Raw genomic sequence first — 23,443 nt, forward strand, 5'->3', positions numbered from 1 at the left:
GGGTGGGCAGGCATGAGCGCCGTGGAGCAAATCGATTCTGCAGCGATTCGCCGTGCCTACGGAGCCATCCTGGACGGGCTGCCGGGCGAGCCGGCCACCCAGATCCTCGCCGGCCGTCTGGCCGGTGACCTCCGGGCCCTGCTTCCCACCGTGGCCGCCCAGGCGTCCCGCATGCGGGGGGAGCGGCGCAGAACGGCGATACACGTCCTCACCCACGCCGCCCACCTCGTCGTCGACGGCACCGACCCCGCGTCCGCCGACCGGGCGTGCTCCTCCCCTCGGGACATCGCCGAGGCCGCCCGGGCGCTGCTCGCCCTGCTGGACGAAGGACGCGCGGCATCGGAGTGAGCGGCCCGGCGTGCTCCGCCGGGCGCGGCCTTGAAGGGGTAGACGAAGGAGCGTGGAGAAACGTTCAGTCAGGGGAAGGTGCGGGACACGCGGATGACGTCGTCGGGAGCCGACCACCCGGACGGGTGGCCCTCGCGCCAGGACGCGGGCACACCGATCTACGAGGAGCTGGTACGGGTGTGGCGAGCCGAGGGCCGTGAGGTGCCGCAGCCGCAGACGGGCGGCGCGCGCCGCGGACCGGGCGAGCCGAAGGACTACTTCGGGCGGGGGTGAGGCGCGGTGCCGGCCGCGCGGCCGTCCGCGCGTCCGGTCTCGGTGGTTGGCTGTCCGCGCGTCCGGTGCCGGGCGGTTGGTTGTCCGCCGTCCGGTGCCTGCCGCCTGGTTGTCCGCCGTCCGGTGCCGGGCGGTCGGCTGTCCGCCGTCCGGTGCCTGCCGCCTGGCCGTTCGCCCGTCCGGTGCCGTCCGGGGTGGGCCGTCCGCCCGTCCGGCGAGGCCCGCCCGGCCGGAACGTGGTTGTCCGGCGATTCGGTCCCCCACTACGGTGCCACGGTGGACCTCGACTCGGCGGACCTCTTCTCACAGTCCTGGACGGCGTTGCGCGCGGCCGTCGCCGAGACGCCGGACGAGGACTTCGAGCGGCCGTCCGGATGTGCGGGGTGGCTCGTACGGGACCTGGTGTGCCACCTCGTCATCGACGCCCAGGACGTCCTGATCACCCTCGTCACCCCGGCCGCAGGCGAACCGACGGTGGACGCCGTCACGTACTGGAACCTCGTGGAGCCCCCCACCGGGGACGATCCGCTGGACGCGCTGATCCCCCGGCTGGCGGCCGCGTACGGCGATCCGCGGCTGCTGAAGTTCCATCTGGACGACGTCGGTTCCGCCGCCGGACGGGCCGCGCAGCTCGCCGACCCCGCGCTGCGGGTGAGCACCCAGGGCGAGGTGCTGACGGTCGCCGACTACCTCGGCGCGTACGTCCTGGAATGGACCCTGCACCACCTGGACCTGACCGCCCATCTGCCCTCGGCGCCGCAGCCGCCCGCCCGGACGCTGGCCGCGGCCCGCACGGGCCTTGAGCGGATCGCCGGGGCGGCCTTCCCCGCCGCCCTCCGCGACCAGGACGCCCTGCGGATCGGCACCGGGCGCAGGAAACCGACCGAGGCGGAGCGGACCGCGCTCGGCGATCTGGCCGCGCGTCTGCCGTTCGTGCTGGGCTGACACACTCGACGCCTGCTCTCCGTGCCGGCCACGGGGTGCGGTTCAGTCCGGCGCGGTGAATCGGGCGAGTATCTCCCCGGCGCCGCGCGGCAGTTGGGCGTGGGCGGTGGGCGGAAGGCCGTCGACGGCCGTGCGCAGGTGCTCCGCCAGGTCCGGGAGCAGGGACCAGGCCGAGGCGGGGGCGCCGGCGGTGGCGAGGAGGAGGTCGCCCTCGTAGAAGTACGCCTCCGGCAGCGGCTCTTCGAGCAGCAGGCGGACCGCGAGGGGGAGGACGTAGGGGAGGGACACCCCCTGGGTGACGAGGGTGCGCAGGTCGGCCGGGCGCAGTCGGGCGAGGGGGACGCGCCGCAACTCGTGCACCGTGCGGACCGGTTGGGTGACGTCGGCGGGCGGTGGGGTCCAGCGCGGGGGATCCAGCTCGTCGAGTGTGCGGTCCAGGTGCAGGAGGCGGTCCATGGGGGCAAGTCTCGCCGCAGGGGCGGAAGCCGCGGCAGGCCGGGGCCGGACGGTCCGGCCCCGGCCTGCTCGCCCGCGGGGTGGCAGCGAGCGCTGCCTCAGAGGGGCGTGGGGCCGCTCTCGCCCGGGCGGATACGCCCGCGCCAGGCGCCGCTCTCGCCGCCGCGCTCCTCGATGTACTCCTTGAACCGCTTCATGTCACCCTTCACTCGCCGGTCGATCGCACCGAGCGCGTCACCGGCCTTCTCCGCCGCGCCACTGGGCTCGACGTCCATGACCAGCTCCACTCGCGTGTGGGTGTCGTCCACCCGCTCGAAGCGGACCGTGCCCTTCTGGTGGGTGTCGCCGGAGGTGGTACGCCAGGTGATGCGCTCGTCGGGCAGCTGATCGACGATCTCGGTGTCGAACTCGCGCCGGACACCACCGATCTTGGTGGTCCAGTGGTTGTGGCGGTCGTCCAGCTGGGTGACCTCCTCGACCCCCTCCATGAACCGGGGGAACTCCTCGAACTGCGTCCACTGGTTGTACGCGGTGTGCAGGGGGACGTCGACCTCGACCGTCTCCTTGACCGTGCTCATGACTTGTACCTCCGCTTACATCGGTCGGACGCTGCGCCGGGTACCCAGGTTCGCCGCGCCTGTGCCCACGAGAAGCGGGACGTGGGTTCGAGAGGTCGTCGGAGGGTGTGATCCACGGGTGCGCGGCGCCACCGGACATGCGCATGGCGCGTTGGGGTAGCCGTGGCGCGGCCGCGGTGACGGCTCTGCGTGACCGCGAGCGTGCCCCGCCGAACGGCCCGCAGACCTCACCGGACCCAGGAACCCCGTATGCACCGCACCCCGCCCGCCGCCCCCACGCCCACGACGCGCAGGTCCCTGCTGCGCGCACTGGACCGCACCACCGAGACCCCACCGCCCACCGATGTCCTGGCGGCCCTCATGCCGGTGGCCCAACGCCCGCTCACCCCGGAAGCCGCCTTCGACGCGCTGTACATATACGCGGCCCCCGGACTGGTCCACCAGGCCCACCTGCTGACCGGCTGCCGCCGCCGCGCCTTCGAGTCCGCCGAACACGCCTTCCGGCACGCCTGGGCCCACTGGCCCGAGGTCGCACGCGATCCCGACCCCGTGGGCTGGGTGCGGGCCCGCAGCCACGAGTACGCGCTGTCCCCCTGGCACCGCTTCCGGCGGCTGCGCTCCCGCCCCGGTCCGGCGCCCGCCGATCCCCTCCTGCGCGCACTGCTCGACCTGCCGCCCCGTCACCGCCGTACCGCCCTGCTCGTGGACGGTCTCGGGCTGACCGTGTCCGAGGCCGCGGCGGAGACGGAATCCAGCACCTACGCCGTACGGGGCAGGCTGCGGCACGCCCGCGCGGTGCTCGGCGCCACGCCGGGCGCGGCGCGCGAGGCGCTGCGGGCCCGCCTCGACGAGGCGTCGGCCGCGACCCTCGCGCACCCCCGGTCCGTACGCGCCGGCGGCGAACGGCGGGCCCGCGCCGTCACCCGTACGGTCTGCGCGGCGACCGCGGCCCTGGTCGCCCTCGTCACCTTCACGGTGGCCACCACCCCGGCCCGGCACGACCCCGGCCACGGGCCGCGCGGCGGGGTGTCCGAGGGACGTCTCGTCACTCCGTTTCCCGCCGAAGGCCGCGCCACGCAAGGGCCTCCTGTGCAAGGATGATCGAAGCCTTAGCCCGAGGGAGACGCAGCGTGAGCAGTGCTGGTGAGGGACTCGACTACGACGGCCTGAGGGTCGACCGGACAGGCCAGGCGGAGGCATTCGACGCCATCGGCGACCGGTACGACGAGGCCTTCCCGCACAAGGAGGGACAGGTTCAGGCCGCCGACTGGCTCGCCCAGCGCCTGCCGTCCGGTGCCCGGGTCCTCGACCTCGGCTGCGGCACCGGTCTGCCGACCGCGCGGCAGCTCGCCGACGCCGGATGCCGGGTCGTGGGGGTCGACCTGTCGGAGGGCATGGTGGAGCTCGCCCGCCGCAATGTGCCCGAGGCGGAGTTCCATCGCGCGGACATTGCCGACCTGCGTCCCGGCGGCCCCCTCGACCTGGGCCGGTTCGACGCGGTCGCGGCCTTCTTCTCGCTGCTGATGCTGCCCCGCGCCGAGATCCCCCTCGCCCTCGCGTCGATCCACGGGCTGCTCCAGCCGGGCGGTCTGCTCGTGCTGTCGATGGTGGAGGCCGACGTCGACGACTTCGCCATCCCCTTCCTCGGCAGCACCATCCGGGTCACCGGCTATCTGCGCGACACCCTCCGCGAGGTCGTCGAGGCGGCGGGCTTCGCCATCGAGGGCGAGTCCTCCTACACCTACGCCCCGGAGAGCTCGGACGTCCCACCGGAGGAGCAGATCTTCCTGCGCTGTACGAGACTCGACTAGTCGGGCAGAGCGGGGCGCGAGAGAGCACAGGAGCATGTCAGCACAAGCGGCGGTCGGAGGCGGGCGAGGCGTGGCCCCGACGGCGGGCCGCCCCTCGGCACGCGGCACGGCAGGTCGTACGGCCACGGCAGGTCGTACGGCCACGGCATGCCGGACGGCCACGGCATGCCGGACGACGGCGACGGCAGGCCGCACGGCAACCGCCGGCCGCGTCGATACGCCGGTCCGCGCGGCCATGGCGGTCCGCACCGGCGCCGGACGGGACCGACGAGCCGTGGTGGAGCGGTGACCAGGACGCGGGACGGTGAACCGGTGATCGGCACGCGGGACGACTCCGGTCGCGGCCGACGGGCACGCGGCACCCGGCCCCTGCGCGACGCCGGGACCGGCAGGCTGCGCTATCTCGACGCAGCGACCCGCCGGATCGCCCGAGGCATGAGCCTGGACGAGACGCTCACCGAGCTGTGCCGGGCGGCCGTGCCCCTGTTCGCCGACCTGGCCGTGGTACATCTCTACGACCCCCTGCCGGTCGGCGACGGCACCCGCGCCGGCCCCGCCCTGCTGCGCACGCACAGCGTCCACCCCCCGCAGATCCCGGAGCCCGGCGTCGCGCCACGGCCCGTCACGGGCGCGCTGGCCAAGCTGCTCCAGGACGGGCGGCCCGTGTTCGGCAACGGGCCGGGAGCCGCCGAGGCGTCGGCCGAGCTGCTGGCGGCGATCGGTTTCCCCGACGACATACCGCCCGGGCGGCGAGTGATCATCGCCCCGCTGCGCGGCCGCCGGCATGTCCTCGGCAGTGTCGCCCTCGTCCGGCGCCGGGGCCGCCGCGCCTTCACCGGTGACGACCTGCTGGTGGCCTCCCAGCTCGCCACGCACGCCGCGCTCGGTGTCGACAAGGCGCTCACCCACGGCCACGAGGCATCGGTCGCCGACACCCTCCAGCGCACGATGCTGCCGCCCTCGCTGCCCGCCCTGGCCGGCGTCCGGCTGGCCAGCCGCTATCTGCCCGCCTCCAGGACCGCCGAGGTCGGCGGCGACTGGTACGACGCCATCCCGCTGCCCGGCAACCGGGTCGCCCTGGTCATCGGCGACGTGATGGGCCACTCCCTCACCTCGGCCGCGATCATGGGGCAGTTGCGCACCGTCGTTCAGACCCTGGCCGGCCTCGACCTGCCGCCGCACGAGGTCCTCCACCACCTCGACGAACAGGCCGTACGGCTCGGCAGCCAGCACCTCGCGACCTGCGTCTACGCCGTCTACGACCCGGTCTCGCGCCGCCTGCTGACCGCCAACGCCGGCCACCCGCCGCCGCTCCTGCTCCACCCGGACGGCACCACGGAAGCCCTGATGCTGCCGTCCGGCGTGCCGATCGGCGTGGGCGGCGGCGACTTCGTGACCACCGAGATGCCGGCGCCCACCGGAGCCACCCTGCTGCTCTACACCGACGGCCTGGTCGAGTCCCGCGGCTCCGACATCGTCTCCGGCATGACCCGGCTGCAGCACCGGCTGCGCGCCGTGGCCGGTGAGGGTCCGCCCCCGCTGGAGCCCCTGTGCGAGGCGGCGCTCGGCCTCCTGGACGAGGTGGGCCGGGAGGACGACGTCGCCCTGCTCGCCGCGCGCTTCGAGGGGCTGCGGCCGGAGACCGCCGCCAACTGGTACCTGACCCCGCACCCGCGCACCGCCGGCCAGGCCCGCCGGCTCGTGCGCCGCACCCTGGAGCGCTGGGGCCTGGACGCCCTGTCCGACACCACCGAGCTGCTGGTCAGCGAGATCGTCGCGAACGCCGTGCGCGTCACCACCCGGCCGCTCACCCTGCGGCTGCTGCGCACGGACGTCCTGCGCGTCGAGGTACGCGACGACTCCACCCAGCTGCCCCGGCTCGGCCACGCCCAACTGGACGACGAGGGCGGCCGCGGGCTGTTCCTCGTCGACCAGCTCTCCCTGCGCTGGGGGGCCACCCGGGTCAGCGGCGGCAAGATCGTGTGGTTCGAACAGCGGCTGCCGGCCGGTGCCCGCCCGGCCCGGCACCAGGACGGGTGACGGACGCGACGCGTCGTACGGGCTGGTCCCGGTCGTGGCTGCTTCACTGGCGGCATGCCCTTCGCTCAGTACGGTGTGCTCTCCGGGACCCTGTACCGCCACTACCGCGACCAGCCCGACAACCAGGGCCGCTGGTTCCATGTGAACCTGGAGGTGGACGTGCCCGGCGGCCGCTACCACTGCGCCGTGGACGTGGACAGCCACAAGTCCAACGTGGGCGTGCAGTGGAAGGCGTTCACCGTCGACGCCGGCGCCCTCGGGCCGGTCGCCGGCCTGGCCCAGGGCTACCACGACCTGGCGCCCACCTCGGCCTCCGGCGCCCTGGACTACCTGCGGCACCCGGCGCTGGTCGACCGGTCCGGCGTGCTGTTCACCCGCCGCCCGCCCTCCTGGCTCCAGGACCTCCTCGACCTGTTCGGCGCCCGGCCCTGGCACGCGGGCTCCAACGTCGACGCCGCCACCGCCCTGGAGCCGATCCTGGTGCCGGGCCGGCGTGTGCTGGTCTTCGGCGAGCCGTTCACCGACGACCCCGAGGGGGACCTCGGGATGCACAACATCCACCAGAACCAGGGCGACCCGGCCGGGTCCCAGTGGTGGGCGGAGAACGGCGTCTGGCAGGACGGCGCCACGCTCACCCGGCGGCCCGACGGCCGGTTCGACGTCTTCCTGAACAAGTTCTCCAGCCAGGCGGACCGGACGGACAACGCCGGGCACCCGGTGACGTGACGTCAGAAGACGCTAGGCGGCGGGCCGGTAGTCGCTGATGGTGTAGGCCGCCTCGTCGTCGGTCGCGTTCTTGTCCCAGTCGATGGTGATCCGCTCCGGATGCCCGTCGGACGCGTACGCGGCCTCCGCCTCCTCGGCGCCGTCCCCGCGGGCCTGCTCCAGTTCCCTGAGCAGCCCGGCGATGGTGGGCACCTGCTCGGGCAGGTCGGCGACCACGCGCCGGGCGCTGTCGTCGAGGCCGCGGGCCCCGGCCACCCGATGGTCCCGGACGGTGATCCGGAAGGTCCCGATCAGTGCGCGCTCGCCCTCCGTCGACGTCAGTGTGTAGACGTAGGCGGAGGGCTCGGACCACGCCTCGGACGCGGCCGTCGACGCCTGGGTGTCCGCGCCGCACGCCGCCGCCCCGGCGAGCAGGACGGCGGCGAGTACGGCACGCGTGCGAGCCTTCACGGTGGTCATAGGTGTACGTCCCCTCATGTTCGACTGCACCTGTGACGCCGTCGGCCCGCGGAACGTTCGGCCACCCTGCGGATCAGGTGAGGACGACGAGCCGCTGGGTCGCCCTGGTCATCGCCACATAGCGGTCGACGGCACCCGCGACGCCCTCCCCGAACGTCTCCGGGTCGACGAGGACGACCAGGTCGAACTCAAGACCCTTCGACAGCGCGGGCGTCAGCCGCCGCACCCGGGGTGAGTCGGGCAACGGCAGCGGGGCACCGGCGTCGGCGATCACACAGGCGACGCCTTCGGTGCGCTCGGCGAGCCAGGTGCCGAGGACCGAGTCCAGGTCCGCGACCGCGCCGTGCAGCACGGGGACACCGCCGCTGCGGATGGAGACGGGGACGTTGGCGTCCGGCAGCACCGCGCGGATCACCGGCTCCGCCTCCGCCATGACCTCCTCCGGCGTCCGGTAGTTGATGGTCAGCGAGGCCACCTCGACCCGGTCGAGCCCGATCCGCTCCAGCCGCTCCCGCCAGGACTCGGGGAAGCCGTGCCGGGCCTGGGCGCGGTCGCCGACGATCGTGAAGGACCGGGACGGACAGCGCAGCAGCAGCATCTGCCACTCGGCGTCGGTCAGTTCCTGCGCCTCGTCGACCACGATGTGCGCGAACGGCCCGGCCAGCCGGTCCGCCTCCACCGTGGGCAGCTCGGACTCGTCGATCAGATTGCGCTGGAAGTCCGCCCGGCGCAGCTGGCTCATCAGGCCCTCGCCGTCGTCCGCCGCGACCAGGTTGTCGACGACCTGGGCCATGCGCTCGCGCTGCGCCGCGAGGGCGGCCTCCTGCCGGCGCCTGCGCCGTGACGTCCGCGGGTCCCCGAGCCGCTGCCGTGCCGCGTCCAGCAGCGGCAGGTCGGACACCGTCCAGGACTGCGGCGCGTCCTTGCGCTGCAGCATGCGCACCTCGTCGGGGCCGAGCCAGGGCGCGCACAGCCGCAGATAGGCGGGGACCGTCCACAGGTCCGACACCAGGTCGGCCGCCTCGATCATCGGCCAGGCCCGGTCCAGGGCCCCGACCAGCTCCCGGTCGTGCAGCAGCGCCCTGCGGAACAGCTCCTCCGGAACCTCCTCGCCGACCTTCTCCAGCAGGATCGTGACCAGCTCGTCCCAGATCTGCTCGCGGGCCTCGTTGTGCGGGGTGCCCGGCGCCGGTGCCCGGAACGCCTCGGCCCAGTCGTCGGCGGTCAGCCGGACGTCGGACCAGGGGGTGGTCACCGTCATCCCCTCGGCGGGCGGATCCTCGTAGAAGCGGACCGCCGTCTCGAGCGCCCGCACCATGTCCGCGGACTCCTTCAGCCGTGCCACCCGCGGGTCGCTCTCGTCGCGCGCCCCGGCCCCCTCGGCGACCAGATCGCGCAAGGTGCAGGTGAGCACGCCCTCCTCGCCGAGGCTGGGCAGGACGTCGGCGACGTAGTCCAGGTAGGGCTGGTGCGGGCCGACGAACAGCACCCCGCCGCGGCGGTGACCGAGCCGGGGGTCGGAGTAGAGCAGATAGGCCGAGCGGTGCAGGGCGACGACCGTCTTGCCCGTGCCGGGGCCGCCGTCGACGACGAGCGCGCCGCGCGAGCCGGCCCTGATGACGGCGTCCTGGTCGGCCTGGATGGTGGCCAGGACATCCCGCATCCGGTCCGAACGGCTGCTGCCCAGACCGGCGATGAACGCGGACTGGTCGTCGAGCGCGGCGTGCCGCTCCAGACCGTCGGTGGTGAACACCTCGTCCCAGTAGTCGCTGATCCTGCCGTCCGTCCAGCGGTAGCGGCGGCGGCTGGCCAGCCCCATCGGGTTGGCGTGGGTCGCCCCGAAGAACGGCTCCGCGGCGGGGGAGCGCCAGTCCACCAGCAGCCGGCGGCCCGTGCTGTCGGTGAGGCCGAGCCGGCCGATGTACAGGGGTTCGGCGTCCTCCGCGCCGACGATACGGCCCAGACACAGGTCCAGTCCGAAGCGGCGCAGCGCCCGCAGCCGGCCGGTGAGCCGGTGGACCTCCGCGTCGCGGTCCATCGCCGCCCGGCCCGCGCCGCCGGGCGCCTTCAGCTCGGTGTCCAGCCGGGCGGACGTCTCGGCGATCGCCTGCTCCAGGCTCTCGGCGATCGCCGCGAAGTGCTTCTCGTCGTCGGCGATCAGCGCCGGGTCGGCCTTGGGGGAGAGTCGGTCGGGCAGATCGAAGGGGCTGACGGTGCCGGAGGCGAAGCGTGTCAAAGACGCGTGCACGGAGTGGGTCTCCCGATTTCCGCAGGTGGTGGCCGTGAGGGAGTGATTGTGCGATACATCGGGGGCCTTGCCGCAAGCCCCCCTGTGCGCTATAAGTTGAGAGTGGCAAGGAGTGGGTGCACTCCTTGCTCTTCTCATTTCCGCTCCTTTTCCGCCCCGTCCGGCCGACTTCTTCCGCTCCGTCCGGCCGGCCTCGGGCTGCCGCCCGACGCCCCGCTATCCGGCGGGTGCCGGGCCCGAGCGCGGTGCGGTCAGGGACGCGAGGAAGTCGTCGAGCAGCGTGGTCTGTACGTCCTCGGAGAAGTGCGCGGGGTCGAACAGGGCCTGGACGACGAGACCGTGGACGAAGGCGACGGCCGTGGCGGCGAGTCGGCCGGGGTCGGCGTCGGCGGGAAGCTCGCCCAGGTCGCGGGCGGTCTCCAGAGGGGGGCGGAGCGAGGCGCGCAACCGCGTGTAGCGGTCGGCCTGTTGGGCGCGCAGACCGTCGTCGGCGAGGGACAGGTCCCAGGAGCTGACCCAGATGCGGTTCCGTGCGGTGTCGCCCGGCGTGAGCGGCAGGATGTCCAGCAGCATCGCGCGCACCGTGGCCAGCCCCGGCGCGGGCCGGTCCCGGCGGGGCCGCTCGGCGGTGTCCTTCTCCAGCAGGTCCAGGGCGTGGGTGACCAAGGCCCGTTTGGTGGGGAAGTAGTGCATGAGCATCCCCGTCGAGCCGCCCATCACGGCGGCGACGGCGCGCAGCGTCAGCCCGCCGAACCCCTTGTCGGCGAGGACCTGCCACACCGCCTCGGACACGTCCTTGCGGCGGGCTTCACGATCTCCAGGTGCGGGTGGCATGGTGCTAGCTTACGTACCGAACGCTTGTTACGTACCGGCGGTACCCGGTCGCTCCGCCGTGCCCGGCCCACGCCGATGCCTTCAGCGCCCGATCCGTCCCACGCCCGATCCGTCCCCCGCCCGATCCCACCCGCACCCGGAGAGCGAGACGCCCATGTTCAGCCTGCCCCTCGGCGACCGTGCCCTGCTCCGCCCCCTGGAACCCTGGCAGGCCACGGAGTTCCTGGCCCATATCGACCGCGCACGGCCCGGAGTCGACCCCTGGATACCCTGGGCGACCTTCAGCACCGACCTCGCCTCCGCCACGGCCACCCTCCAGCGCTACGCCGACCGCCAGGCCGAGGACACCGGGCGGATCTACGGCATCTGGAGCGACGGCACACTGGTCGGCGGCGTCATGTTCACCCGCTTCGACAGCGCCGCCGGGGTCTGCGAGATCGGCTGCTGGTCGGAACCGGCGGGGGAGGGCCGGGGCCTGGTCACCCGGGCCTGCCGGGCGTTGATCGACTGGGCCTTCCGGGAGCGCGGGATGAGCCGCGTCGAGTGGTGGGTCGCCTCGGGCAACACCCGCAGCATCGCGGTCGCCCGGAGGCTGGGCATGTCCCGCGAGGGCGTGCTGCGCCGACGGTACCCGTACCGGGACGTACGGCACGACAGCGAGGTCTGGTCGGTGCTCGCGCAGGAGTGGCTGCCGCCCGCCGGGGACGACTCGGCGTCCGAGTCCGCGGACCGGGCCGAACTCGACCGGCTGATGGGCGTGTTCGTCGGCGCCTTCACCAACACGGACGGGCGGCGGCCGGACCTCGACGTCATCCGCGAGGTCTTCCTCCCCGAGGGCAGGATCATCGCCAACGTCGGTGCGCGGCCCGTGATCTACGACCTCGACGCCTTCATCGAGCCGCGCCGCAAGATGCTCAGCGACGGCACGCTCACCGAGTTCTCCGAGTGGGAGGTCGCCGCGCGCACCGAGATCCGCGGCTCCGTCGCCCACCGCTTCAGCGAGTACCGCAAGTCCGGCTGCCACCACGGCACATGGTTCGAGGGCTCCGGCCACAAGACCACCCAGTTCCTGCGCACCCCGGCCGGCTGGCGGATGGCCTCGCTGGCCTGGGACGACGCACCCGCCGACGGCGGGTGAGGGACGGCGCCGCCCGGCCGCGGTGCGGACAGGCGGCGCCGTGACCCGTCACGGGAGGGACCGGTCGGCCCAGGTGAGCACGGGACAGGGCAAGGTCAGCCCGTGCGACGGTCGCGCGTCATCGCGACAGCGCCTCGTACAACGTGATCCATTGGTCCGGACGGACATGAGCCACCACCGTGTCCGGCCCGATCCCGGCCGCCGCCAGCGCGGCGTCCACGTCCCGGTACCGGGTGCGCAGTGACGCCCGTACGGTGCCGCCGATGCCGGTGAAGCCCAGGTCCACCAGCTCGGTGAAGCCCCGCCGGTCCCGCACCAGCGGCTCGGGCCGGCGGCGGATCCGCAGCACGGCCGAGTCCACCGAGGGCACCGGCCGGAAGCTGTCGCGGCCGACGCGGGCGACGAGTTCCCAGCTGAACCAGGGCCAGGAGGACACGGTCACCAGGCTCCAACGGCCGTAGCCGCCGGTGCGTTTGCGCGCGTACTCCAGCTGTGTCAGCAGCGTCGCCCGTGTGAGGTGCGGTGCGCGCAGACACCAGTCGACGATCCTCGCGGTCGCCGAGAACGGGATGTTGCCGACCACGGCGAACGGCTCCCGTGGTGGCCTGGCCCGGGCGAAGTCGCCCCGCACCACACGGATTCCGCCGTGCGTACGGGTACGGGCGGCCAGCTTCCCGGCGAGCAGAGGGTCGATCTCGTACGCAGTGACCCGCGCCCCGCGCTCGGCCAGCGCCCTGGTGACCACGCCCTCACCGGCTCCCGGCTCCAGCACGGTCCCGGCCGGGTCGGCGGCCTCCATCAGCAGGTCGACCGCGTGCCGGTCCACCAGAAAGTTCTGCGACAGCTCCCGTCTGGCCCGATCGCGCGCCGTGCGGCCCGCACCCGCGCCGATCTTGCCCTGAGTGTGCGAAAAGTTCCCGAAGCCATGCTTCCGGGAGGAGAAGTTGTGCGCCACGGCAGTTGCCCCTTCGGGTCTTCGAGATGGAACGAGCTCTCGAAGGGCCCTGGGCACGCCCGCGAACGCGGGAGGAGTGAACGCCTGCGTCCGCTAGCGGGCCAGAGCCCGACCGCTGCGCAGACGGATGAAGAACGCGGGCGACGCGAAGGTGGGACACGACATGAGAGCCAACCTAGAAGCCGCCTCCCCGGCGCCGCAAACCATTTCCCTGCCGCCTTGCCGCCTTGCCGCCCTGCCGCCCTGCCGTCGGCGGGCTCACGGGGGCTCGGGGCGGCAGATGCCCGGCCGGACCAGTCGGCGGTCCGCCATCCGGGACCACGCCCGCCGTGCCGCCGTCCCGCCACCACGCCCTCCACCCCCGCCGTCCGGCACGCGACCGGCTCCCGCGACCGCGCGCCCTCCACGACCCGCCCATCCCCAGGATCGGCCCCTACACCTCCACCACCACATGCGGCGACAGCGCCCGCAGGAAGTCGGCCGCCTCGAAGACCGCCCCGGCGGAGAGGACACCGGTCGCCTTGGCGCGGCCGGTGAGGACGCGCTCGACCGCCTCCACCGCGAGCGGCGCGGTGACGGCGTAGATGTCCTGTCCCCGCGCCACCGCGCGCCGTTCGGCGTCGCCGGAGCGTACGAGGACGTCGACGAGGAAGGTCTGTGCCGAGCGCCCGGCGTCGTCGACCGCGGTGGGGGCCGGGGTGTCGGGGGCGAGCACGTCCGTGGCCGCCTCGACGGTCATGTAGGTGCGCACCTCGGGGACGGACAGGTGGCTGGGCACGGTGACCACGTCGGCCATGGTGAACTCGGCGATGACGTCCCGGTGGCCGATCGGGTCGGGGAAGGTCCAGCGGGCGGCGGGCGGCGCGTCCTCGCGGTGCTCCAGCCGTCCGTTGGCGAACACCAGGCGCCGGCCGCCCCGCCGCTCACGGGAGACGGCGCCCGAGGCGCGGGTGCCGGGGGTGGGGTGCCAGCTGTCGAGCGCGTAGGCGACGTGCACTTCGTCGGCCGCCGTCCAGCCGCCCATCGCGGCCGTGGCGAGCAGGTCGCCGAGCCCGCCGTAGAAGGCCATCGCCGGCAGGACCAGCACATCCCTGGCGCGGGCCGGCTCCGCGAACCGCGTGAAGGTGTCGGCGTTGGCCTCGATCTCCGCGGCCACGTCGACGTACGTGATCCGGGCCCGCAGTGCCGCCTCGATCAGCGGGGCGGCCGTCGTGGCGAACGGGCCGGCGCAGTTGATCACGGCCGCCGTGCCGGCCAGCGCCCGGTCGAGCGAGGCCGGGTCGTCGACGGACGCGGGGCGGTGGCCGAGGCCGTGCTCGGCGGCCTGCGCGCCCAGGCGGCCGGCGTTTCGGCCGGACAGCACCGGCACGAACCCGCGCTCCAGCAGCTCCGCCACCACGAAGCGCCCCGTGTGCCCGTACGCGCCGAACACCGCCACCTCAAGCCCCGCACCCATGGATGTCTCCCCCAACTCGCCTGTTCCGCCGCGCACTTGGCGCGAGGAGGTCTCCGTGGAGACGCCCCGCGCGCCCGGCCGCGGCCTGGTGACGACCATCCTGTCCGGCACCGGCGGCCCGCACGAGTGTCCGGAACGACATGACCCGTACAATTCCGGACGTGACCACTGTCGCCGTGGCCGTCACCGACGGCATGCTGCCCTTCGAACTGTCCCTGGCCTGCGAGGTCTTCGGCTCCGCCCCGGCCGCGGTGCAGGGACCGTGGTACGACCTGGTCGTCTGCGGGTCCGGCCCAGTGCGGTTCGGCCGGTTCGGGCTTCGACCCGACCACGGGCTCGACCGGCTCGCCGACGCGGACACCGTGATCGTCCCCGGCTGGGCCGACACCGACGAGGACCCGCCCGGCGAACTGGTCGGCGCGGTACGCGCGGCCCACGAGGCGGGCGCGCGGGTGGCCTCTCTGTGCACCGGCGCCTTCGTGCTGGCCGCCGCCGGGCTGCTGGACGGGCGGCGCGCGACCACGCACTGGGCGCACACCCGCGACCTGGCGGACCGCTACCCGCGGGTGGAGGTCGACGCGGACGTCCTCTACGTCGACAACGGCAGCGTGCTCACCTCCGCGGGCAAGGCGGCCGCGATGGACCTGTGTCTGCACCTGGTCCGCCTCGACCGCGGCGCGGCGGTCGCCAATGCCGTCGCCCGGCGGCTCGTCGTACCGCCGCACCGGGACGGCGGGCAGGCGCAGTTCGTCACCACCCCGGTGCCCGCCCCGGCCCACCACCCGCTCGCCGAGGTTCTGCCCTGGGCGCTCGAACGCCTGGACCAGCCCCTGACGGTGGAGGACCTCGCCCGCCGGGCGGGGATGAGCTCACGCCACCTGGGCCGCCACTTCCGGTCGGTCACCGGCACCACCCCGCTCCAGTGGCTGCTCACCCAACGGATCCGCCGCGCCCAGGAGTTGCTGGAGACCACCGACGACAGCGTGGAGGCCGTCGCCACCGCCACCGGCATGGGCACCGCCACCACCCTGCGCCGCCACTTCAGCCGCACCGTCGGCGTACCCCCCGACACCTACCGGCGCACCTTCCGCACCCGCGTCGGTCCGCCGGACACGTCCGGCCGGCCCCGTAGCGCTTGATCCGCAAGCCGATGCGGGACCGCCTGTCCACGGCGCGCAGGCCGATGCCCGCGGCCCAGGCGATCTTGGATGGCGGAATTCCGCCCCGCCCGCGCCGGACCGGTGCGAAGGTGGGACGGCTCGCCTGATCACGACCGAAGGGAACAGCGGTATGGCCGTCATCCACCGGACCACCGTCAAGCCGACCAAGCTGGAACTGCTCACCGCCTGGCTGCCCTCCCGCCCCTGGTACCGCGGCGCGGGCGCACCGCAGCTGGCCAAGGCCGGCGGCTTCCGGCTGGACGACCCGGAGGGCGAGGTCGGCATCGAGTTCATGGTCGTCACCGACACCTCCGGCTCCGACCCGGTCCCCTACCTGGTGCCCCTCACCTACCGCGGCGCCCCGCTCGACGGCGCCGAGCACGCCCTCGTCGGCACCATGGAGCACGGTGTGCTGGGACGCCGCTGGGTCTACGACGCCTGCCACGACCCCGTGGCGACGGCCCAGCTGGCCGCCTTCCTGCTCGGCCGGGCGCAGGCACAGGACCAGAACGTCAGCGACGCCCCCGACCCGGAGATCACCGCCTCCTTCACCGGCGAAGGTGCCCTCCCCACGGACGTCACCGCCGCCGACGACCAGGACGGCACCGCGCTGACCGCGGCGCACGGCCCCACCCTGCGCCTGCGGCGCGTCCTGCGGCCCGCCGCGGACGAGCAGGACCCCGCCCCGCAGTCCGCGATCGGCCATGTCACCGGCCCCTGGCAGCTGCTCGACGGCACCCGCACGCGGGGCATCTTCGCCGTCGTGCACCCCGACGAGCGGGCCTGAACCCTCCCACGAGGGCGAGCACCTGCTGCTGAGGGCCGTCCGGCCCCGCAAGACCTCCGTGCCGCCCGCCGGTCCCCGTCGCAGGCCGTCGCTCCCGGCGGCCCTCCACAGGGGTGCCGACCGCCGCCCACAGGCGTAGCGTCCCGAGAGAGGGGAGGCGGGCGTGGCCGGACGCGCTCCGGGCAGCCGCCCCTGCCGGGCTGGAGGTGCCTCGTGACCGGAGCGGGTGACGCGGCGGCGGACACCGACGCGCTGGACGCGGCGTTCGCGGAGACGGTGCGCGCGACCGGGGCGTCCATCGGCGCCCTGTACCTGCTCGCACCGGGCGGGGACCAGCTGTTCCTGGACGTGCTGTGCGGGGCGCCCGCCGAGTTCGCGGCGCCCTGGGCGAGGGTCCCGCTGAGCGCACCCGCACCCGTCGCCGACGCGGCACGGGAGGGGCGGATGGTGTGGGTGGGCAGCCAGGAGGAGATGGCCCGCGCCTATCCCCGTACGGCGATGGCCCTCCCGTACCCCCTCGCCCTGGCCGCCGCACCGGTCAGCGGGGTCCGCCGCTGGGGATCGCTGCTCCTGCTGTGGCCGGCCACCCGCCCGCCGTACATGACACAGCGCGAACGCGGACACATCGCCGCCTCCTGCGGACGGATCGCCCGGCTGATCGAGGAGGTCGGGCAGCGCGGCCGGCCCCCGTCCCCCGACGGCGCGCCGCGAGTGGTGCCCCTCGGCGGCGGGCGGCCGTCCACGGACCCGGCGCAGGGCGCCGCCGACTTCATCGAACGGCTCCCCGGCGGAAGCTGCGCCCTGGACCTGGAAGGACGCTTCACCTACCTCAGCTCGGGCGCCTGCGAGCTGCTGGGCCGCGACCGCGGCCAGCTGCTGGGCACCCGGCCCTGGCACTCGCTGCGCTGGCTGGACGACCCCACCTACGAGGACCGCTACCGGGCCGCGGTGATCAGCCGCGAGCCCGTCGCCTTCACCGCGTGCCGCCCACCGGGCCACTGGCTGGAGTTCCACCTGTACCCGGACGCCAGCGGCATCAGCGTCCGGATCGTCCCGACCGGCGAGCGGCCCCCGCCGTGGCCCGCGCCGCACCGCGCCCCGGGCACCGTCGCACCGGCCCGCGCCGGGCGGCTCTACCAGGTCATGCACGTGGCCGCGGCGCTGACCGAGGTCGTCGGCGTCCAGGACGTCATCGACCTGGTCGCCGACCAGATCCTTCCCGTCTTCGGCGCCCAGGCGCTGGTGCTGTCCATGGCCGACGCGGGGCGGCTGCGCATCACCGGACACCGCGGCTACCCGCCCGAGGTCATCGAGCGGCTCGACCGGCTGCCCCTGGACACCGCCTTCACCCCGGCGGGGCGGGTCCTCGCCAGCGGAGTGCCGGCGTTCTTCGCCGACCCGGAGGAACTGCGGCGCGGCTACCCGCGGGCACCCCAGGTCAGCGGCAAACAGGCATGGGCCTTCCTGCCCCTGATCGTCTCCGGCCGCCCCGTCGGCTGCTGCATCCTGTCCTACGACCGCCCGCACGTGTTCTCCGCCGAGGAACGCGCCGTCCTCACCTCGCTCGCCGGCCTCATCGCCCAGGCCCTGGACCGGGCCCGCCTCTACGACGCCAAGCACGACCTCGCCCGCAGCCTCCAGCAGGCCCTGCTGCCGAGGACCCTGCCCGAGGTCCCCGCACTGCGCGTCGCCGCCCGCTATCTGCCCGCCACCCGCGGCATGGAGATCGGCGGCGACTTCTACGACCTCATCCCCCTCGGCGGCAGCGCCGTCGCCGCCGTGATCGGGGACGTCCAGGGCCACGACGCGGCCGCCGCCGCCCTGATGGGGCAGGTCCGCACCGCCGTCCACGCCCACGCCTCCGTCGGGGCCACCCCGGACCAGGTGCTCTCCGGCACCAACCGGCTCCTCACCGACCTCGGCGCCGAACTGTTCACCAGCTGTCTCTACGCCCAGCTCGATCTCGCCGGCCGGCGGGTCACGCTGGCCACCGCCGGCCACCCGCCGCCCATCATGCGCCGCCCCGGCCAGGTCACCCGGCCGGTGGACGTGACGCCCGGCCCGCTGCTGGGCATCGATCCGGACGCCGACTTCCCGGTGACCGAGCTCGACCTCACCCCCGGTCTCATGCTCGCCCTCTACACCGACGGCCTCGTCGAGACCCCCGGAACCGACATCGAGGACTCCATCGCCGAGCTCGCCCAGCACCTCGGCGACGCCGACGACCGGGACCTGGACGCCCTCATCGACACCCTGGTCAGGAAGGCGGGCACGGACTGGCAGCGCACCGACGACATCGCCCTGCTCGTGCTGCACCACACGGACGCCCGCTGACCCCGGCCGCGCGAGCGGCGGCCTTCGATGGGCGCCCCGCGGACACCCGCACTACGATCGTCCGTGGGGTCTGCACAACGGCCTTCTTCGCGGTCGGCGCGCCTGGGAGGGCCCATGTCCCGGCATCGTTTCCGTCGTCCGGTGGACGCGGACGCCCTGCTGGCCCGACTCGACCGGCTCACCGCGCAGGCCCTGGAGCGCACGGAGCTGCACCGGGCCCGCATCGAACTCGCCGAGGCCCTGCAACGCGAGATGCTGCCCGGCTTCCTGCCGGAACTGCCCGGACTGCGCGCGGCCGCCCGGTACGCGCCCGCCCGCTCCGGCCTGGACATCGGCGGTGACTGGTACGACGCGTTCCGGCTGCCGGACGGCTCCCTGGGGTTCTCCGTCGGCGACGTCCAGGGCCACGACGTGGAGGCCGCCGCCTTCATGGGGCAGATCCGCATCGGACTGCGCGCGGTGGCCGCCTTCACCACCGACCCCGGCGAGGTCCTCAGCCGCACCAACGACCTGCTCGTGTCGATGGACTGCGGCCTCTTCGCCACCTGCACCTTCCTGCGCTACGACCCCGCCACCCGGGAACTCCTCGCCGCCCGCGCCGGCCATGTCCCCACCATCTGGGCCACGCCCGACGGCCGCGGCGGGCTCCTCGACGACGACGGCGGCGCCCCCCTGGGCGTGCTGCCCGGCGTGAGCTTCCCGGTCACCCGCCACCGGCTGCCCATGCGCGGGGTGATCGTCCTGGTCACCGACGGCGTGCTGGAGGGTCCGGCCTTCCCGATCGAGTCCGGACTGCGTCAGGTGCTGAGCATCGTCACGGCGAGCGCGGAATGCGATCCGGACCGGCTCGCCGCCCAGGTCATCGAGGTCGCCGAGCTGACCGGACACACCGACGACGCGGCGGTGCTGGTGCTGTGCGGTGCGTGAGGAGGGTGACAACCGGGGCGCGCCTGGCGTGTCACGGCCCGCTTACGCCCCGGAAGGCCGTCTGATGGCGGGCGTGGTGCGATACGTGGGCCTGCGGCGCCCGGCTGCGACGGGGTTCACGATCCTCGTCGTCGCGCTTGCCTACGCGGTCACCGGAAAGCTCGGTCTGCTGGCCCAGGTCGTCGTCGAGAGCTCGCGCATCACCCCGCTGTGGCCGCCCACCGGCGTGGCGCTGGCCTCCCTGCTGCTGGCCGGCCTCCGTGTCTGGCCCGGAATCTTCCTGGGCTCGCTGCTGGTCATGGCGACCCTCGGCCCGCTCACCCCGGCCGCCCTCGTGATCGCCGCCGGGAGCACCGCGGGCCCGCTGTGCTCCTGTCTGCTGCTGCGGCGCCTCGGCTTCCGGATCGAACTGGACCGGCTGCGGGACGGGCTGGCGCTCGTGTTCGGGGGCGCCCTCGTCGGGATGCTGATCAGCTCCGGCGTGGGCAGCACGACGCTGCTGGTCACGGGCGGGCTCACGGCGAGCGACTTCTGGTCCGTGTGGTCCGCGTGGTGGACCGGCGACGCGATGGGCGTCCTGGTGGTCGTGCCCCTGCTGCTCGGCGTGCGCACCGCCCCGCCGCTGCGCGAGACGGGGCTGCGGGAGTGGGTCGAGCCCGCCGTGCTGGTGGCCGCCACCGCGGCCGTCACCGCCGCCGTCACCCACAGCCGGCTCCACCTGCTGTTCCTGGTGTTCCCGCTGCTGGTCTGGGCGGCGCTGCGCACACGGCTCTTCGGTGCCGCGGCGTGCGTGCTGATGCTGTCGGTGCTCACCGTGGTGGCGTCCACCCACCGCCGCGGACCCTTCGCGGACCGCAGCATCATCGAGAACATGGTCGTGCTGCAGGCGCTGAACGGGGCGGCCGCGCTGACCACCCTGCTGCTCGTCGCCGTCGTCGCCGAGCGGGAGAACACCTACCGCAAGATCGAGGAGGCATGTGTCGTCCTCACCGAGGTGGTCGCCGGCCTCCCGTCCCCCGGCCCGCTGAGCCCCCGCCCGCTGCGCGACGAACGGCACCGCGACTGAGCGGGCCCACGCCGCGGGCCGCCGGTGGACGGGCGTGCTCGTCGGGGCGGTGCGTACTCCTCGGGGCGCGCGGTGGACGGGCGTGCTCATCGAGGCGGTGCGTACTCCTCGGGGCGCGCGGTCGACGGGCGTGCTCGTCGGGGGCGACGGCGGTCGCCATGTCGCCCAGTCGCTCTCCAGCGGGGTCAGCCCTCTCGGAGCCGACGGACGTCACCCGTGCCGAGTGCGACGACGACCCGTGGCCGCATCGGCTCCTCCCCGCGCCGGGACAGCACGACCACCTCGTCGACCGCCGCCGACAGCGAGCCCAGCCGGGCGGCGCACTCGGCGGCCAGGCTCCGCGGGTCCTGGGTGCGGCCGAGGGACAGATGCGGCACGAAGCGGCCGGCCCGCCCGTGGCACAGGGGGAACCGCTCCACCAGCTCGCGGTGCAGCCGGGCCCAGGGCGCCGGATCGCCCGCGGCCGGGTCGAGCCACACCGTCGCGTAGTGGCGGTGCCGGAAGTACCGTACGCCGGACAGCCGCGCGGTGAACGGCCCGCACCGCTGCGCCGCGGCGCCGAGCAGCGGCACCGCCCGCGCGAACTCCTCCTCCGGCACGAAGCCGAACAGCACGTTCACATGCGGCGGCCAGCGCCGTACCTGCGGATCGTGCTCCCATCGGATGTCCTGGATCGCCGGCCACAGCTCCCGCGGCGGCAGCCAGGCCACGGCCGTCCGCGGCGTCGGCGCCGCCCCGAGCGCGTCCACCGCCCCCGGAGCCCCCGCCGGACCGGCGGCGGCCAGTTCCTCCTCGGGCGTCACGGCAGGCCCTTCCTGGGCAACAGGCGTCCGCGCGGGAAGCCGACGCCAGGGCCCCGGCATCAGGGCGGGAAGGACTCATCCGCTTCTTGCGGATCCTCATTGCGCGGTGCACGGCTCGGGGCCGCTTCTCCGCGTCTGGAATCGGGTCCTTCCCGTCACTACCAGCACACCACACGGATCCCTCTCAGGCCAGGCGTGGGCCGGCCTCCAGGCGGTGCGGACCGGGCGCTACCCGGTGACGGTGAGCGTGCCCTCCGGCAGCCGCAGCCGGCTGCCGGTGAACCGGGCGCGCATACGGCGGTCGTGGGTGACGAGGACCACCGCGCCCGGATAGTCGGCCAGGGCCGCCTCCAGGTCCTCCACCAGGGCGGGGGAGAGATGGTTCGTCGGCTCGTCCAGGAGGAGCAGGTCCACCGGGGCGGTGACCAGACGGGCCAGTTCGATGCGGCGCCGCTGGCCGTACGACAGGTCGCCCACCCTGAGCCGCAGCGCCTCGGGCGCGAACAGGCCCAGGGACAGCAGGCGCTCCGCGTGTTCCTCCCGGGTGCCGGCCCGGCCGTGCGCGTAGGCATCGAGGAGCGTCAGCGCCGCCGGCCACGGTGTCTCCTCCTGGCGCAGGTGACCCACCCGGCCCGGCACGCGGACGGTGCCCGCGTCCGGCTCCAGTTCGCCGGCCAGCAGCCGGACGAGCGTGGTCTTGCCCGCACCGTTGGGCCCGGTGACCAGGAGCCGCTGCGCGGGACCGACCCGCAGATGCGGCAGCTCCATCCGGCCGCGCACCACCACGTCGGCGAGCTCGGCGGCCGGGAGCTCGATCGACGCCGTGTCCCGCGCCGTGGCGATGCGTGCCGTGAACGTCAGCGGGTCGGGCGGCGGCACCACCGGGGTCGCCGTGAGCCGGGCCAGCCGTTCCTTCGCCATCCGGATCCGGCCCGACGCCCCGTGGGTGCGCGAGCGCGGCTTGAACGCCCCGTGTCCGAAGCCGGACTTCGCCATCTTGCGCGGGATGGCGTCCAGCCGGACGGCGTTGGCGGCCACCAGCTTCCTGTTGCGGGCCAGTTCCCCGCGCCACTCGTCGTACCGCAGCCGCATCGCCTGCCGCTCGGCCGCCTTGGCGGTCAAGTAGCCCGCGTAGCCGTTGCCGTGACGGGTGACCCGGCCGCCGTCGACCTCCAGGACGGTCGTCGTCAGCCGGTCCAGGAACTCACGGTCATGGGTGACCGCGACGACCGTGCCCCGGTGGGCGCGCAGATGCTCCTCCAGCCAGCGCACGGCCCGGTCGTCCAGGTCGTTCGTCGGCTCGTCGAGGAGCAGCAGCTCGGGCCTGGACGCCAGGGTCCCCGCCAGCGCGAGCCGGGAGCGCTCACCGCCGGACAGCGTGCCGAGGCGCCGGTCCCTGGCCAGGCCGGGCAGGCCCAGCGCGTGCAGCGCGGCGTCCACGCGGGCGTCCGCGCCGTAGCCGTCCCGTGCCTCGTACCGCTCGATGAGCCGGGCGTACGACGTGAGCGCCGCCGCCAGGTCGTCGGCGTCCGCGAGTGCCGCCTCGGCACGGCGCAACTCCCGCTCAAGGGCGCGCAGTTCGGCGAGCGCCGAGTCGACGGCGTCCTGCACGGTCGCCTCCGGCGGCAGCCCGAGCGACTGCGCGAGACAGCCGACGCCGCCGGGTGCGACGACCGTCACCTCGCCGGTGTCCGGCCGTACCTCGCCCGCGATCAGACGCAGGAGGGTGGACTTGCCGGCCCCGTTGTCCCCGATGACGCCGGCCTTCTCGCCGGGGGCGAGGGACAGGGTGACGCCGTCCAGGACGGTGAGGTCGCCGTACCGCTTGGTGACGCCGTGCAGGGAGAGCTGGGCGGTGGACGGGGAGGCGGACGGTGTCCGGAGGGCGTCCGTGGTGGGCTGGGTGCGCGGGGAGGGAGAGCTGGGCAGAGGTGATGGTGAGGTGTGCATGGGCAGCCCCTGTTCTCGGCCGTCCCGTGGCAGGGCATGTCAGTGCATGCGACGCCACGCGGTGCCGATCCGTACGGAAATGAGGACGGTGAGCGCTACGGCCGCGGAGCGAGGCTCGACGCGGACCGTGCGGGGGCTGTCACAGAGAT

General features: G+C 74.3%; 22 protein-coding genes. 13 read left to right on the forward strand and 9 right to left on the reverse strand.

What is annotated here, in order from left to right; genetic code table 11:
• The first annotated feature begins 12 nt into the window (after nt 1-12).
• The 3 genes from ACSU6M_RS31230 to ACSU6M_RS31240 all read left to right on the forward strand — a co-directional run bounded on the left by ACSU6M_RS31230 (nt 13) and on the right by ACSU6M_RS31240 (nt 1,566).
• Entirely contained in the window at nt 13-348 is a 336-nt protein-coding gene (locus ACSU6M_RS31230; RefSeq protein ID WP_437074271.1) for a hypothetical protein, read from the forward strand.
• A gap of 93 nt (nt 349-441) precedes the next feature.
• Nucleotides 442-621, forward strand: coding sequence for a hypothetical protein (locus ACSU6M_RS31235; protein ID WP_437074272.1), 180 nt, complete (start codon nt 442-444; stop codon nt 619-621).
• A gap of 276 nt (nt 622-897) precedes the next feature.
• Nucleotides 898-1,566, forward strand: a complete 669-nt coding sequence (locus tag ACSU6M_RS31240; protein WP_437074274.1) for a maleylpyruvate isomerase N-terminal domain-containing protein — start codon at nt 898-900, stop codon at nt 1,564-1,566.
• A 42-nt stretch (nt 1,567-1,608) separates the two neighbouring features.
• Here ACSU6M_RS31240 and ACSU6M_RS31245 read toward each other — a convergent pair whose 3' ends face one another.
• Complete coding sequence (locus ACSU6M_RS31245; protein ID WP_437074276.1) at nt 1,609-2,022, reverse strand: contact-dependent growth inhibition system immunity protein; 414 nt, start codon at nt 2,020-2,022, stop codon at nt 1,609-1,611.
• Between the two features lie 98 nt (nt 2,023-2,120).
• Nucleotides 2,121-2,600 (reverse strand): SRPBCC family protein, encoded by a 480-nt coding sequence (locus tag ACSU6M_RS31250; protein WP_437074278.1) that lies wholly within the window; start codon nt 2,598-2,600, stop codon nt 2,121-2,123.
• A 249-nt stretch (nt 2,601-2,849) separates the two neighbouring features.
• On the opposite strand from ACSU6M_RS31250, the gene ACSU6M_RS31255 reads away from it, so the two are divergent.
• The 4 genes from ACSU6M_RS31255 (at nt 2,850) to ACSU6M_RS31270 (ending at nt 7,177) form a co-directional block, all read left to right on the forward strand.
• Nucleotides 2,850-3,701, forward strand: a complete 852-nt coding sequence (locus ACSU6M_RS31255; RefSeq protein ID WP_437074279.1) for a sigma-70 family RNA polymerase sigma factor — start codon at nt 2,850-2,852, stop codon at nt 3,699-3,701.
• Complete coding sequence (locus ACSU6M_RS31260; protein WP_437074281.1) at nt 3,698-4,411, forward strand: class I SAM-dependent DNA methyltransferase; 714 nt, start codon at nt 3,698-3,700, stop codon at nt 4,409-4,411. The genes ACSU6M_RS31255 and ACSU6M_RS31260 overlap by 4 nt, the downstream gene beginning before the upstream one ends.
• 285 nt (nt 4,412-4,696) lie before the next feature.
• Nucleotides 4,697-6,451 (forward strand): ATP-binding SpoIIE family protein phosphatase, encoded by a 1,755-nt coding sequence (locus ACSU6M_RS31265; protein ID WP_437074282.1) that lies wholly within the window; start codon nt 4,697-4,699, stop codon nt 6,449-6,451.
• A 54-nt stretch (nt 6,452-6,505) separates the two neighbouring features.
• On the forward strand, nt 6,506-7,177 hold the full coding sequence (locus ACSU6M_RS31270; RefSeq protein WP_437074283.1) for a DUF2278 family protein: 672 nt from the start codon (nt 6,506-6,508) through the stop codon (nt 7,175-7,177).
• A gap of 12 nt (nt 7,178-7,189) precedes the next feature.
• Here ACSU6M_RS31270 and ACSU6M_RS31275 read toward each other — a convergent pair whose 3' ends face one another.
• The 3 genes from ACSU6M_RS31275 to ACSU6M_RS31285 form a co-directional block, all read right to left on the reverse strand.
• The gene (locus ACSU6M_RS31275) at nt 7,190-7,636 is read right to left on the reverse strand and encodes a DUF6174 domain-containing protein (RefSeq protein WP_437074285.1); all 447 of its coding nucleotides are present in this window, start codon (nt 7,634-7,636) and stop codon (nt 7,190-7,192) included.
• A 73-nt stretch (nt 7,637-7,709) separates the two neighbouring features.
• Nucleotides 7,710-9,884 (reverse strand): RNA polymerase recycling motor ATPase HelR, encoded by a 2,175-nt coding sequence (gene helR / locus ACSU6M_RS31280; protein WP_437074286.1) that lies wholly within the window; start codon nt 9,882-9,884, stop codon nt 7,710-7,712.
• A gap of 216 nt (nt 9,885-10,100) precedes the next feature.
• Nucleotides 10,101-10,718 carry a TetR/AcrR family transcriptional regulator gene (locus ACSU6M_RS31285; protein WP_437074287.1) on the reverse strand — a complete coding sequence of 206 codons (618 nt, stop codon included), beginning with the start codon at nt 10,716-10,718 and terminating at the stop codon, nt 10,101-10,103.
• Nucleotides 10,719-10,872: 154 nt separating this feature from the next.
• On the opposite strand from ACSU6M_RS31285, the gene ACSU6M_RS31290 reads away from it, so the two are divergent.
• Nucleotides 10,873-11,856: a GNAT family N-acetyltransferase gene (locus tag ACSU6M_RS31290; RefSeq protein WP_437074289.1), complete on the forward strand. Its 984-nt coding sequence runs from the start codon at nt 10,873-10,875 to the stop codon at nt 11,854-11,856.
• Between the two features lie 118 nt (nt 11,857-11,974).
• Here ACSU6M_RS31290 and erm read toward each other — a convergent pair whose 3' ends face one another.
• Together erm and ACSU6M_RS31300 are read right to left on the reverse strand one after the other, a co-directional pair.
• Nucleotides 11,975-12,748, reverse strand: a complete 774-nt coding sequence (erm, locus tag ACSU6M_RS31295) for an ErmE/ErmH/ErmO/ErmR family 23S rRNA (adenine(2058)-N(6))-methyltransferase (RefSeq protein ID WP_437075423.1) — start codon at nt 12,746-12,748, stop codon at nt 11,975-11,977.
• Nucleotides 12,749-13,244: 496 nt separating this feature from the next.
• Nucleotides 13,245-14,267: a saccharopine dehydrogenase family protein gene (locus ACSU6M_RS31300; protein WP_437074291.1), complete on the reverse strand. Its 1,023-nt coding sequence runs from the start codon at nt 14,265-14,267 to the stop codon at nt 13,245-13,247.
• Nucleotides 14,268-14,428: 161 nt separating this feature from the next.
• Between ACSU6M_RS31300 and ACSU6M_RS31305 the strand changes: the two genes are divergently transcribed.
• The 5 genes from ACSU6M_RS31305 to ACSU6M_RS31325 all read left to right on the forward strand — a co-directional run bounded on the left by ACSU6M_RS31305 (nt 14,429) and on the right by ACSU6M_RS31325 (nt 20,541).
• On the forward strand, nt 14,429-15,406 hold the full coding sequence (locus tag ACSU6M_RS31305) for a GlxA family transcriptional regulator (RefSeq protein ID WP_437074292.1): 978 nt from the start codon (nt 14,429-14,431) through the stop codon (nt 15,404-15,406).
• 151 nt (nt 15,407-15,557) lie between these two features.
• Entirely contained in the window at nt 15,558-16,214 is a 657-nt protein-coding gene (locus ACSU6M_RS31310) for a maltokinase N-terminal cap-like domain-containing protein (RefSeq protein ID WP_437074294.1), read from the forward strand.
• Between the two features lie 213 nt (nt 16,215-16,427).
• Nucleotides 16,428-18,548 (forward strand): SpoIIE family protein phosphatase, encoded by a 2,121-nt coding sequence (locus ACSU6M_RS31315; RefSeq protein ID WP_437074295.1) that lies wholly within the window; start codon nt 16,428-16,430, stop codon nt 18,546-18,548.
• A gap of 114 nt (nt 18,549-18,662) precedes the next feature.
• Complete coding sequence (locus tag ACSU6M_RS31320) at nt 18,663-19,475, forward strand: PP2C family protein-serine/threonine phosphatase (RefSeq protein ID WP_437074297.1); 813 nt, start codon at nt 18,663-18,665, stop codon at nt 19,473-19,475.
• Between the two features lie 64 nt (nt 19,476-19,539).
• Nucleotides 19,540-20,541, forward strand: coding sequence for an MASE1 domain-containing protein (locus ACSU6M_RS31325; protein ID WP_437075424.1), 1,002 nt, complete (start codon nt 19,540-19,542; stop codon nt 20,539-20,541).
• Nucleotides 20,542-20,726: 185 nt separating this feature from the next.
• Here ACSU6M_RS31325 and ACSU6M_RS31330 read toward each other — a convergent pair whose 3' ends face one another.
• Together ACSU6M_RS31330 and ACSU6M_RS31335 are read right to left on the reverse strand one after the other, a co-directional pair.
• Entirely contained in the window at nt 20,727-21,344 is a 618-nt protein-coding gene (locus ACSU6M_RS31330; RefSeq protein ID WP_437074299.1) for a 2'-5' RNA ligase family protein, read from the reverse strand.
• 228 nt (nt 21,345-21,572) lie between these two features.
• Nucleotides 21,573-23,294, reverse strand: a complete 1,722-nt coding sequence (locus ACSU6M_RS31335) for a TlrC/CarA/OleB/SrmB family ABC-F type ribosomal protection protein (RefSeq protein WP_437074300.1) — start codon at nt 23,292-23,294, stop codon at nt 21,573-21,575.
• Nucleotides 23,295-23,443: the final 149 nt, after the last annotated feature.

Source organism: Streptomyces sp. enrichment culture (assembly GCF_964272895.1).
Classification (GTDB): Bacteria; Actinomycetota; Actinomycetes; order Streptomycetales; family Streptomycetaceae; genus Streptomyces.